Genomic DNA, 12073 nt, shown 5'->3' with positions numbered 1-12073 from the left:
CGCGGGAATCAGTCCAGGTAGCCGTTGATCCCGGCCCAGATGAACCCGCCGATCCCGAGCACGAACAGGACGACGTTGATGCCGATGGCGATCCACGTCCACTTCAGCAGATTGCGAGCCTGGTCCGGCGCGGTGTCCACCTTGCTGAGCGCGATCCCGGACAGGATCGCCCCGGCGATGCCGCCGAGGGAGATGTAGCAGCTCAACGCCAGCACGAGGCTGATGACGAGGGCCACGATCGCGTGCGTGCGCGGGCCCTCCTGCCTCGGCGGGTAACCGCCGGGCGGGTAGTAGCCGTACTGCTGCTGGTAGGGGTTCGGCCCCGGTTGACCGTACTGGCCCGGCTGGCCGTACTGCCCCGGCTGCCCGTATTGCCCGTACTGCTGGTTGGGGTCGGGGCCCGGCGGCGGGCCATACGGCCCGTACTGTTGCTGGCCGTAGGGGTTGGAGCCGGACGGCGGCCCATAGGGGTTGGACGGGGTCTGCCAATCCTGGGGTCCCTGCCCCGGCTGTTCTGGAGTCGTCACCCTGAAATCCTTTACTACGGGGGACCTCAAGGTTTACCACGGATGTGTCATCGGCCGATCTCGGCGATGCCGGTGATGCGGTGCAGGGCGAAGCGGTGGACGGTCGCCCGGGTCTCGTCGTACGCGGTGAGGTAGCCGCCCTCCATCCGGGCCGGTTCGAGGATGCGGCTGGTGGCGTGTCCCTGCGAGTCGAGGTAGCCGATCCACACCCGCGACCCCTGCCGGATGGCCTCCTGGAGCGCGCTGATCGTGGCGGTCGCGGGGGAGCGGGGCACCTGGCCCTCCGGCGCCTCGACGGGCCGCCGCCGGTCGTCCCCCGCCCGCATCGCCCGCACGGCCGCGGCGACCACCTCGGGATCGGGCGCGGTGCTCGCGGTCACCCGGGCGGTGAGCTGCCCCTCGGTCCGCCGGGCGTCGGCCCGCGCGACGACCACGTCGCCCTCCAGCGACTCGGCCACCGGCGCGTACCCCATCGCCCGCAGCGAGTCGACCAGCGCGGCCCGGGACGTCTTGGAAGCCAGCACGGTCGGCGCGAGCCGCCGGAACCGCAGCAGGTGGGCCCGCTTGTCGGCGAGCACCTCGTCGAGCAGGGCCGGGTCGTCACACCGGACGTAGGCCGACGCCGAGCCGACCCGGATCCGCCCGTGGCGGCGGGCGACATCGGTGACCAGATACCTCAGCGGCTGCGGAACCGGGGTCGCCGAGTGGCGTTCCAGTACGGCGAGCAGGTCGTCGGCCGAGTGCCCCGCGTCGAGCGCCCGGCGGACCGACTGCTCGGAGAAGCGGTACACCGTCGCCCCGCCCTTGCTCTCCACGTCGGCCATGAGGGCGAGCCTGCGGCCGAGGTCGGTGGTCAGCGGGCCCGGCGCCACGGCCGTGAGGTCGGCCTGCAGCAGCACGTGGTCGACCGCCTCGGGCAGCAGCGGGCCGAGCAGCCCGGCCGCCGTGCCGTCGCCCCGGGCCACGGCCCGGCCGTGCGAGGACGGCACGCCGAGCCCGGTCACGCCGATGTGCTCGGCCTCGCGCAGGGCGAAGCGTACGAGCCGGTCGCGCAGCGCGGGGCGGCGGCGGGGCTGCTCCCAGGCGAGCCGGGCCAGCACGGACTCGGGCGTCGGCGCGAGGCCGGGCGGGGCCGACTCCAGCACGGCGAGCGTGCGCGCCCGCGTCTGGGCCGCCCCCGGCCTGCGCAAATCGGGGTGGAGGGCGTTCAGCGGGCGGTCGCGGTCGTCCCGCTCGCCGATCAGTCCGGGGGCGCGTTCCATCGCGGCCCACGCGTCGGCGAGCACCGCCCACCGGTCCTCGGTGGCCTTGATCCGCCAGCCGTCGTAGCCGCCCGTCGGCAGCCATTCCCCCTCGCCCGCCGCGACCAGCCCGGCCGCGTGCGCGACCTCGACGACCAGCCCCGCCGCCCACTCCGGCAGGTCGAGGAGCTGGGCCGTCCGCCGGAGGTCGCGTACGGCGAGGCCGCCCGCGCGCAGCACGCCAGGCGGGTCCACGCTCCACACCTCGCACAGCTCCTCAACCGTGCGCACGAACGTGAACGCCTGCCCGGCGGCCGTGCGGTCGGCCAGGTCCTGGTCGCGTACGGGCCCCTCCAGGGCGGGCGGGCCGGGCGACAGGTCGCGGTGCACGCGGCCGTCGCGCAGCACGAGGGCGACCTCACGGGGGAGCGCGACGGTCTCCTCCCCGGTCGCGCCGAGCAGCCCGCGGGCCAGCAGTTGCTCGATGGGCGACTGGGCGCGCGCGGCGTCCACCTCGCGGCGGGCGTTCGGCAGCCGTCCGCTGGCCGGGCCCCAGACGAGTTCGTCGAGGGCCGCCCTCGCCTGCGGGGAGACCTCGCCGACGAGCCGGGTGACCGTCGCGGTGTCGGCCAGCAGCGTCGCGAGCCGCTCCCTGGCAGGCCGTCCGCCGTCCGGCTGTTCACCGTCAGTCCGGCCGCCGCCCTCGTACGCCGGGTCGATGTCGCGCAGGAGCACGTCGAGCCGTTCCGGCGGATGGTGGCGGAACACCTCGGCGACCGGCGGCCCCAGTGCGGCCGGGGGTTCGAGCGCCTCGGCCACGCCCGGCGCGGGCAGCAGTGCGTCCTCGGTCCCGTAGACCAGAGCGCGCGTGGCCAGCAGGTCGAGCGCGACGTCGAGGGCGGCCCCGACCGCCTGGCCGTCCCGATCATCGGGAACGGCGCGGCGGAGCAGGGACAGCAGCGTCTCACGATCGGCGGGGCCGGGCCGCAGGGCCAGCGTCTCCAGCACGGCGAGCGAGAACCGGTCGAGCCGGTCGAGCGCCCGGCCGATGGCCGAGGGGCTGCAGGCGCGGGCGGCCAGACCGTCGATGTGCGCGGGGACGGGCGTCACGAGTTCGGGCCGCGCCGCCACGAGCGCCCGCAGTCGCTCGTCGGAACGGCCGCGAAGCCACTCGCTGAAGTCCGTGCCCGTCATTCTCTCCATGGTAGGGCGGGGCGTTCATCCGGCCGCCGGAGCGCCCGTACGGCAGGGGTTTCGCGCGTTCGCGCGGCGCCGCGGCGGAAGATCCACACGAATCTGGTCGTGGGACGCTTCAATCGCCTCCGGGTGGGTCCACGGGGCCTGTCTGTGGGCATAACCTACATCCATCACCTTCACGACAGTCTGAACGAGGTCACCCCTGTGCCGAGTGGCAAGGTCAAGTGGTACGACGCCGACAAGGGTTTCGGCTTCCTCACCCGCGACGACGGCGGTGAGGTCTTCGTGCATTCCTCCGCCCTGCCCAAGGGGGTGGAGGCGCTCAAGCCCGGGCAGAAGGTCGAGTTCGGTGTCGCCGAGAGCCGCCGCGGTCAGCAGGCGCTCTCGGTGCGGGTGATCGACCAGCCCCCGACGCTGGCCAAGACCGTCAAGGGCAAGGCGAAGCGGAAGAAGCCCGACGAGATGGTCGTGATCGTCGAGGATCTGATCAAGCTGCTCGACGACATCTCGAACTCCTACCAGCGGGGCAAGCACCCGGACGCCGCGCACGCCAAGAAGATCGCGACCGTGCTGCGCGCCGTGGCCGACGACCTCGACGCCTGATCGCGCGCGTCCCCGCCGCCCGGCCAGACAGGCTCGGGCGGCGGGGTGCGGCAGGGATTCGGCAGAGTGCATGATTCGGCAGAGTGCAGCAGGGTGTAGCAGGCTGCGGCGGGCCTCGGACGTTCAGGTGACCGCGGCGGCGCGGGCGGCGAGCCTGCGGCGGCGGAGCACGACGAGGCGGCCGAAGGAGAGCGCGAGGGCGGCGGACATCACGCCGAGCCCGGCCGGACCGGCCACGAACAGCGACATCACCAGGCCGAGCAGGCCGCCGAGTACCCAGGCGATCTGGAGCAGCGTCTCGGCGACCCCGAACGCCGAGGAGCGCACCTCCTCGCCGATCTCGCGCTGCACGATGGCGTCGAACGCGAGCTTGCCGAGGCCCTGGGCGAACGCGCCCACGAGGGCCACGGCGGCGGCGGTCCACACGGTGAAGAAGAACGCCGCGGCGACGGTGGCGACCGTGGCCAGCGCGAGCGTGGCCATGACGGTCAGGTGCGGCGACCGGGAGCGGGACCAGGAGCCGGCGGCGGCCCCGGCCAGGCCGCCCGCGCCAGCGGCGGCGGCCAGCAGCGCCAGCGCGACCTTCGGGTCCACGCCGCGCAGGTGGCCGTCCTGCACGAGGAACAGCAGGAAGAACACGAGGAAGCCCGACTGGACCCGGATCGCGGCGTTGGCGCCCATGGCCTCGCCCACCACCGGACCCAGGTTGAGCACGGTGCGCCATCGGGGGCGCGGCTCGGTGTCCTCCAGGTCGGGCGCGTCCACGTGCCGCGGCAGCCGTACGGCGAACACCCCGGACAGCAGGAACAGCGGCACGGCGCCGCGCAGCACCCAGTCGGCTCCGGCGGCGGCCGACAGGCCGGTGGCCACGCCGGCGCCGACGCCTGCCGACACCAGCGCGAACAACGCGACCCTGGCGTTGGCCGTCACCAGCGGGATGTCGGCGGGCAGCACGCTCGGCATGATCGCCGCCCGGGACACGTTGTAGGCCTTCGACAGGACCAGCACGGCGAGGGCCGAAGGAAACAGTGTGACGGCGTCGGAGGTGTGGACGGCGCCGGCCATCCCCCAGCACAGCAGGCCCCGCGCGAGCAGGGTGCCCGCCATGATGTAGCGGCGGCCCGAGCGGAGCCGGTCGAGCACCGGCCCGACGAAGGGCGCCACCACCGCGAACGGCAGCATGGTGATCAGCAGGTACGCCGCGACCTGGCCGCGGGCCTGGCCGACCGGGAGCCCGAACAGCAGCGCCCCGGCGAGGGCCACGGTGACCAGCGCGTCCCCGGCCGAATGCGCGGCCGTCAACTCGATGAGGCGGCCGAGGCCCGTGCGTCCCGCTCCCTGGGCGTGCGTGAGCCGGCGCGTCGCCCGCGCCGGTGCTCTCACAACACGCGTAACTTTCGCCCAAATCTTCACCATAGGCACCGAGGGTCCTTCCACGATTTGCCCATCGAGCCGGTGCGGTCCGCTCGCGGCGTGGGTGAAAATGGAGTGTGAGTCGTACCCGAATCCGTAGCACTCCAGTCGACCAGGCCTGTGCGGCGGCGGTCGACCTCGCCCGCCGGGCCGCGGAGGAGATCGCGCGTCCCGGGGAGGTGGGAGAGCACCTGGGCTTCGACAACGAGGGCGACCGGGTCGTCACCCATTACTTCGAGTGCCTCGACCGCGCCTACCGCGGCTGGCGCTGGGCGGTCACCGTCACCCGCGCTTCCCGTGCCCGCGTCGTCACCGTGAGCGAGACCGTGCTGCTGCCCGGCTCGGGCGCGCTGCTCGCTCCTGCCTGGGTGCCGTGGAACGAGCGGCTGCGCCCGGGTGATCTCGGCGTGGGCGACCTGCTGCCGGCCGAGGCCGACGACGACCGGCTCGTGCCCGGGTTCGCCTCCGCCGACGAGGACATCGACAAGCAGGCGATCTTCGAGCTGGGCCTGGGACGCGCCCGCGTCCTGTCGGTGCTCGGCCGCGACCTCGCCGCGCGGCGCTGGCGCGCCGGTGAGGCCGGACCGCACACCCCGATCGCGCACGCCGCCCCGGCGCAGTGCTCCACCTGCGGCTTCTACTGGCCGCTCGCCGGAGCGCTGGGCCTCGGCTTCGGCGTCTGCACCAACGAGTACGCGCCGGACGACGGCCGCGTGGTGTCCGCCGACCACGGTTGCGGGGCGCACTCCGAGGCGACCACCGTGCCCTCGATGGTCATGGACCCGGCGCCCCCGATCCTGGACGACATGGGATACGACATCATCGAGTCGGGCTCCGTGGACGAGGCCGGCTCCGAACCCCTGGGCCACGCCTGATCATGTTTGACACCGCGCGCCTGCGTGACACCGTTCTCGCGGCCTGGACGGCCTCGCCTGCCCGCTTCCGCGAGGACGCCAACGCCGAGGAGGACTTCGCCCTCGGCGGCTACCGCGACCGGCTGGTCGTGGAGCTCGCCCAGAACGCCGCCGACGCCGCGCTGCGGGCCGGCGTGCCGGGACGCCTGCGGCTGACGCTCGCCGACGGCGTGCTGCTGGCCGCCAACGTCGGCGCGCCGCTCGACCAGACCGGCGTCGAGGGTCTGTCCACCCTCCGCGTCTCGGGCAAGAAGGACGAGGCGGGGGCGGCCGGCCGGTTCGGCGTCGGCTTCGCCGCCGTGGTGTCGGTCACCGACGCGCCCTCGATCGCCTCCAGAGCGACTGGAGGAGTGCGCTGGTCCCGGGAGGAGACCGCCGCGCTCGTCGCCGCCCGGCCGGAGCTCGCCGCCGAGCTGGAGGGCCGCGAGGGACACGTCCCGCTGCTGCGGCTGCCGTTCTCCGACGACTCCCTCGACGTCCCCGAGGGATTCGACACTCTCGTCCGGCTCCCGCTGCGCGACCAGGTCGCCGAGCAGGCCGTACGGCGGATGCTCGAGGAGGCGGGGCCCGCGCTGCCGCTGTCGATGCCGGCGCTGGAGACGGTCGAGATCGAGGTGGACGGGCGGACCCGCACGATCTCGGCCGAGGGCTGGCACGTGGTCGCCGAGTCCGGCACCTTCACTCCCGAGCAGGTGGCCGAGCTGTTCGCCGACCGGCCGACCGAGGAGCGGGCCCGGCCCTACTGGGAGGTCCGCTGGGCCGTCCCCGGCGACCGCCGCGGCGACGTCCGCGGGGTTGTGCACAGGGTGGTGCACGCGCCGACGCCGAGCGACGAGCCGCTCGACCTGCCCGCCCTGCTGATCGCGTCGTTCCCGATGACCACCGACCGGCGGCACGTCGCCCCCGGGCCGCTCACCGACTTCCTGGTCGCCAGGGCCGCCGAGGCGTACGTACGGCTGCTGGGGGAGCTTCCGGCGACCCCGGACCTGCTCGACCTCGTGCCCGGCCTGATGGGCAAGGGCGCGCTGGACGCGGCGATCAGGCGGGAGATCGTCAAGGCGCTGCCGGACACGCCGCTGCTGCCGACGATCTCCGAAGGCGTCGTCGCGGGCAATCAGGCGCGTGCGGTCGAGGGGTCGGCCGAGTTCCTGGCGAAGATCGCCGGAATCGTCCCCGGGCTGCTGCCGGCGGGCTGGGCCTCCCGGCATCCGGCCCTGACCACGCTCGGCGTACGCCGGGTCGACCTGGCCGACGTCGTCGACATGCTGTCCGGCGAGGCCGTGGAGGACAAGGACCCGGCGTGGTGGCGGTCGCTGTACGAGGTGCTGCCCGCCGACGACCTGGAGGCGGTCGGCGCGATCGCGGTGCCGCTGGCCGACGGCCGCCTCGTGCGCGGCCCGCGCGGCACGCTCGTGCTGTCGCAGGAGTCAGGCACCTTCGACCCTGCCTCTTCGCTCGCTTCGCTCGACCCTGCCCTGCTGGCGCCGCTCGGGCTGCGGATCGTCCACCCGGACGCCGCCCACCCGCTGCTGCTGCGGCTGGGCGCGGCCGAGGCGACCCCGCGTACGGTGCTGGAGGACCCGCTCACCCACGCGGCCGTGTCGGAGTCGCTGAACAGCGCCGATCCGGAGCCGGTGGCCCAGGCCGTGCTGGCCCTGGTCGACGCGGCGGGCCTGACCGCGGGGGAGGCCCCGTGGCTGGCCGACCTGGCGCTGCGCGGCGCCGACGGCGAGCTGTACGCGGCGGGTGAGCTGTTGCTGGCCGAGGGCTCGCTGGCCGGCCTGATCGACCCCGAGGTGCCGTTCGGCGTCGCCGCCGCAGACCTGGTGGAGAAGTTCGGCCCGCACGTGCTGGCGGCGGCCGGGGTGCTCGACGGCTTCGCCGTGGTCAACGACTCCGACGTGCTGCTCGACCCCGCCGAGTGCGACCACGACCTCGACCTCGAGGACGAGTGGCTGGAGGCCGTGCTCGACCTGCTGCCCGATCTCGACGTGCCGCCGGTGGTCCGGGAGTTCACCGCCGTACGCGACCTGGAGTACGTCGCCGACTGGCCGAACGCGCTCGCGCTGCTGTCGCGGCCCCCGCTGCGCGCCGCCCTGCGGCCCATGCGGGTGCTCGCGGCGGGGGAGACCGTCGAGGTGCCGTCGTACACGGCCTGGTGGCTGTCGCGGCATCCGGTGCTCGGCGGGCGCAGGCCGACGGAGCTGCGGCTCCCGACGGGCGACCCGCTGCTGTTCGGCCTGTACGGCGAGGCGCCGGCGGGTATCGACGAGGACGCGTTGAAGATGATCGGCGTCCGGTCCACCCTCGCCGACCTGCTCGACTCGCACGGCGGCCCGGAGGAGCTGCTCGACCTGCTGGCCGACTCGTCGCTCGAGGTCGACCGGGCCCAGCTGCGGTCCCTGTGGATCGCGCTGGCGGCCGTCGATCCCGCCCGGGTGAGTCCGCCCGAGGCCGTACGGGCCGTGCTGAAGGGCACGGTCACGGTCGCGGACGTCGGGGACGGCCCGGTCGTGGTGGAGGCGCCCGACCTGCTCGCCCTGGTCGAGGACCGGCCGCTCGTGCTCGCGCCGTTCGACCTCGCCGAGGCGCTGTCGGAGGTGCTCGACCTGCCGCTCGCCGGTGAGGTGGTCACCGGGGCGGTCACCTCGGCCGGAACCGAAAGGCCCGTGCCGCCCGAGGTGCGCTCGCTGCTGCCCGGCGCCCCCGCGACGTACGTCGAGCACGACGAGTTGCTCGTGGACGGCAGTCCGGTGCCGTGGCGGTTCTTCGAGGGCGCGGTGCACGCGACCGGCGTCGACGGTCTGGCGAGGGGCCTCGCCTGGGCGGCCGGCCAGTGGGGCGACCGCCTCGCCGTGGCCGCGCTCCTGCGCGATCCCGCCCGGGTCCCCCTGCTGCTCGCCGAGGCCGACCTCGACCCCACGGCCTCGATCTAGGCGGGGTGCCCGGGGACGTCGAAGGAGGCTCGGCCGGGCGAGGTGAAGTACGCGGCGCTCTCCGCGTTCGCGGGGTAGTACGACTCGATCGCGACCTCGTCCAGGGTGACGTCCATCGGGGTGCCGAACGTGGTGGTGGTCGAGAACAGCCGCAGTTCCCGTCCGCCGAAGCGGAAGATCATCGGAACGGCGATCTCGGCCTCGATCGGGTGCCGCGCGTCCTCGCGGCCCGCACCGGGTGCCAGCAGCTCCTCGTAGAGCGCGGTGAGCTCGGCGCTGGGAGCGACGACGAGCTGACGCCCGATCCGGATACGCAGCAGCGCACGTACCTCGGCCAGGTTGACGATGTGCGGAGCGAGTCCGCGCGGGTCCAGCCCGAGCCGCACCATGTTGATCGGCGGCCGCAGCAGATCGGGCGCGACGTGTGCGAGGAACGGGTCGAGGGCGCTGTTGGTCATCACGATGTTCCACCGGCGGTCGAGGACCAGCGCGGGGTACGGCTCGTGCGCCCGGAGGACCCTCCCGATCGCACCCCGGGCAGCCGACAGCGCGTCCCCGTCGAGCGGCCGCTCCGCGTAGCGGGGTGCGAAGCCGGCGGCGAGCAACAGCCGGTTGCGCTCCCGCAACGGCACGTCGAGCTGTTCGGCGAGCCGCAGGATCATGTCGGCGCTCGGGTGGGACTTGCCGGTTTCCACCAGGCTGACGTGGCGAGCCGAGACGTCGGCGGCGATCGCGAGATCCAGCTGGCTGAGTCGCCGGTGATGCCGCCACCGCCGCAACAGTTCCCCGACCGTGTGCATGGCCGCCGATGCTACTCCCGGGCGAGCCGTACGCCGATGAAATGCCACTTCATCGACAATCCACGCCAACGGCGGAAACACTGCTGACCATGCCAACCAAGGACATGACCACAGACAACAGGAGCATCGTGCGACAGGCACTGGCGGCACTGATCGCGACCGGTGACGTTGACGCGCTCGCGTCGTCGCTGAGCGACGACTTCGTCCACCACCGGCCGGACGCGACGAGGACCAAGGCGGATTGGCTCGCCGCGGTCCGCGCCGCGCTCGTCCCGCTCGCCGGCATGCAGGTGGAGATCCGGCACGTGCTGGCCGACGGTGATCTCGTCGTGATGCACTCGCGGCGCAGGCTGCCCGCTGCCGGGCCGGAGATCGCGGTCGTCGACATCTGGCGGCTCGACGACGGGCTGATCGCCGAGGCGTGGGAGATCATCGAGCCGGTGGCCGAGGCGGCCGCCCACCTGACGTGGTGGGAGCGCCCCTCAGGGGCGGCGGGGTTCTGACTCGCCGACGTCGGCGGCGGGAACGGAGTCGCGCAGCCGGGCGTCGCGGCGGCGGATGTACAGGACCCCGAACAGGCCGAGGCCGATCCCCGCGACGCAGACCCAGACCGGCCGCGGGTCGGCCGGTCTGACCACCAGCAACACGACGGCCAGGGCGATCACCCACAGGGCCGTCCCGACCAGGATCGTGAGGGTGTCCCTCGTCCTGAGAGGCATGGGGTCCGGCCGGCGCTCGCTCACGCCAGCCAGCTTAGAAGGTCGCGGCAGCGAGCCGGTATCTTCATGACAAACCGGTCACGAAAGGACAACGCTGCTCCCCTGGCTCTTTCCGCGGATGGTAAGGGCCTGCGACTCTGCGCGCGTGAATGCGAACCCCATGAACACCCCTAATTTCCTCGATCGATACTTCTCCATCTCAGCCCGTGGATCCTCCGTCGGACAGGAGGTCCGCGGCGGCTTCGCCACCTTCTTCACGATGGCCTACATCGTGGTGCTCAACCCGCTCATCATCGGCACCGTCGCCGACAAGACGGGCCAGTTCCTCGGCGACGGGAACAACCGCAACATCGCGCTGGTCGCCGCGGCCACCGCGTTCGCCGCCGGCATTCTCACGATCATCATGGGCGTCTTCGGCCGGGTGCCGTTCGCCCTGGCCACCGGCCTCGGACTGAACGCCTTCCTCGCCTTCGGCATCGCCAGCCAGATGTCGTGGGAGGACGCGATGGGCCTGGTGGTGCTCGAGGGCATCGTCATCGCGATCCTCGTGGTGACGGGCTTCCGCGTGGCGGTGTTCCACGCGATCCCGGCACAGCTCAAGACCGCGATCAGCGTCGGCATCGGCCTGTTCATCGCGCTGATCGGGTTCGTCGACGCCGGGTTCGTCCGGCGCATGCCGGACGCGAGCAACACCACGGTCCCGGTCAAGCTCGGCGCGCTGGGCAACGGCTCGCTGACCGGGTGGCCCACGCTCGTCTTCGTCGTCGGCCTGCTCGTGACGGCCTTCCTCGTCGCCCGCAGGGTCAAGGGCGCCATCCTGCTCGGGATCGTCGGCACCACAGTACTCGCCATGATCGTCGAGGCGATCGGCAAGATCGGGCCGCAGACCCCCGACGGGAGCAACCCCAACGGGTGGTCGCTCAACGTGCCCGCGTGGCCGAAGAACTTCATCGAGCTGCCCGACCTGTCGCTGCTCGGCCAGTTCAGCCTGTTCGGCAGCTTCGCCAAGATCGGCGGCCTGGCGGCCGTGATGTTCGTCTTCACGCTCATGCTCGCCGACTTCTTCGACACGATGGGCACGATCGTCGGCGTGGGCCGCCAGGCGAACCTGGTCCAGGAGGACGGGACCGTCGAGCGCACCAAGGAGATCCTGCTGGTCGACTCGCTCGCGGCGGCGGCCGGCGGCGCGGCCAGCGTCTCGTCCAACACCACCTACATCGAGTCGGCGGCCGGCGTCGGCGAGGGCGCGCGTACCGGTCTGGCGAGCGTCGTCACCGGCGTGCTGTTCCTGCTGGCCATGTTCTTCGCCCCGCTGACGGAGATCGTGCCGTTCGAGGCCGCGACCCCGGCCCTCGTGGTCGTCGGATTCCTGATGATGACCCAGGTCAAGGAGATCGACTTCAGCGACTTCGAGACCGCGATCCCCGCGTTCCTGACCATCGTGCTCATGCCGTTCACGTACTCGATCACCGCCGGGATCGGCGCGGGCTTCGTGAGCTACATCGCCATCAAGGTCTTCCGCGGCAGGGCACGCGAGCTCCACCCGCTGATGTGGCTGGTGGGCGCGCTGTTCGTCGTGTACTTCGCGTTGGAGCCCCTCAAGAGCCTGCTCGGCCTGTCCTGAGCCGCCGTCTGTCGCCGTCGTGGGGGGGGGGGGGGGGGGGGGGGGGGGGGGCCCCCCCGGGGGGGGAGGGGGGGGGGGGGGCGGGGGCGGCGAGACCCC

10 protein-coding genes are annotated in these 12073 nt (G+C 73.2%); 5 read left to right on the top strand and 5 right to left on the bottom strand.

The window, feature by feature from the left end; all coding sequences use genetic code 11:
* Positions 1-8: 8 nt before the first annotated feature.
* Both IL992_RS31240 and IL992_RS31235 read right to left on the bottom strand, forming a co-directional pair.
* On the bottom strand, positions 9-527 hold the full coding sequence (locus IL992_RS31240; RefSeq protein WP_193206930.1) for an MgtC/SapB family protein: 519 nt from the start codon (positions 525-527) through the stop codon (positions 9-11).
* Between the two features lie 47 nt (positions 528-574).
* On the bottom strand, positions 575-2962 hold the full coding sequence (locus tag IL992_RS31235; RefSeq protein ID WP_193206929.1) for a helicase-associated domain-containing protein: 2388 nt from the start codon (positions 2960-2962) through the stop codon (positions 575-577).
* A 207-nt stretch (positions 2963-3169) separates the two neighbouring features.
* Between IL992_RS31235 and IL992_RS31230 the strand changes: the two genes are divergently transcribed.
* A complete protein-coding gene (locus IL992_RS31230) occupies positions 3170-3568 on the top strand; it encodes a cold-shock protein (protein ID WP_142563567.1) in 399 nt (132 codons plus the stop codon).
* Between the two features lie 123 nt (positions 3569-3691).
* On the opposite strand, the gene IL992_RS31225 is transcribed toward IL992_RS31230, so the two are convergent.
* Complete coding sequence (locus IL992_RS31225) at positions 3692-4951, bottom strand: MFS transporter (protein ID WP_319018952.1); 1260 nt, start codon at positions 4949-4951, stop codon at positions 3692-3694.
* A 107-nt stretch (positions 4952-5058) separates the two neighbouring features.
* On the opposite strand from IL992_RS31225, the gene IL992_RS31220 reads away from it, so the two are divergent.
* Positions 5059-5856: a DUF3027 domain-containing protein gene (locus tag IL992_RS31220; RefSeq protein ID WP_193206927.1), complete on the top strand. Its 798-nt coding sequence runs from the start codon at positions 5059-5061 to the stop codon at positions 5854-5856.
* A gap of 2 nt (positions 5857-5858) precedes the next feature.
* Entirely contained in the window at positions 5859-8831 is a 2973-nt protein-coding gene (locus IL992_RS31215) for a sacsin N-terminal ATP-binding-like domain-containing protein (RefSeq protein ID WP_193206926.1), read from the top strand.
* Here the strand turns inward: IL992_RS31215 and IL992_RS31210 are convergent.
* Positions 8828-9631, bottom strand: coding sequence for a helix-turn-helix transcriptional regulator (locus IL992_RS31210; RefSeq protein WP_193206925.1), 804 nt, complete (start codon positions 9629-9631; stop codon positions 8828-8830). The genes IL992_RS31215 and IL992_RS31210 overlap by 4 nt on opposite strands.
* Before the next feature lie 128 nt (positions 9632-9759).
* On the opposite strand from IL992_RS31210, the gene IL992_RS31205 reads away from it, so the two are divergent.
* Positions 9760-10134 (top strand): nuclear transport factor 2 family protein, encoded by a 375-nt coding sequence (locus IL992_RS31205; protein WP_319018951.1) that lies wholly within the window; start codon positions 9760-9762, stop codon positions 10132-10134.
* Here IL992_RS31205 and IL992_RS31200 read toward each other — a convergent pair.
* Complete coding sequence (locus IL992_RS31200; protein ID WP_204050657.1) at positions 10114-10374, bottom strand: DUF2530 domain-containing protein; 261 nt, start codon at positions 10372-10374, stop codon at positions 10114-10116. The two genes, IL992_RS31205 and IL992_RS31200, sit on opposite strands and share 21 nt — an antisense overlap.
* A gap of 136 nt (positions 10375-10510) precedes the next feature.
* Here IL992_RS31200 and IL992_RS31195 point away from each other — a divergent pair, with 136 nt between their 5' ends.
* A complete protein-coding gene (locus IL992_RS31195; protein WP_226874089.1) occupies positions 10511-11974 on the top strand; it encodes an NCS2 family permease in 1464 nt (487 codons plus the stop codon).
* The last annotated feature ends 99 nt before the right edge of the window (positions 11975-12073 follow it).

It is taken from the genome of Microbispora sitophila (genome assembly GCF_014892245.1).
GTDB classification, from domain to species: Bacteria; Actinomycetota; Actinomycetes; order Streptosporangiales; family Streptosporangiaceae; genus Microbispora; species Microbispora siamensis.
Note: the sequence above shows the minus strand (reverse complement) of the source record. Positions and strands in the feature narration are given on the sequence as shown.

Coding starts and splice junctions, on each gene's coding strand:
- IL992_RS31235 (WP_193206929.1), bottom strand. CDS start 2,962: ATGACGGGCACGGACTTCAGCGAGTGGCTTCGCGGCCGTTCCGACGAG.
- IL992_RS31210 (WP_193206925.1), bottom strand. CDS start 9,631: ATGCACACGGTCGGGGAACTGTTGCGGCGGTGGCGGCATCACCGGCGA.
- IL992_RS31215 (WP_193206926.1), top strand. CDS start 5,859: ATGTTTGACACCGCGCGCCTGCGTGACACCGTTCTCGCGGCCTGGACG.
- IL992_RS31195 (WP_226874089.1), top strand. CDS start 10,511: ATGAACACCCCTAATTTCCTCGATCGATACTTCTCCATCTCAGCCCGT.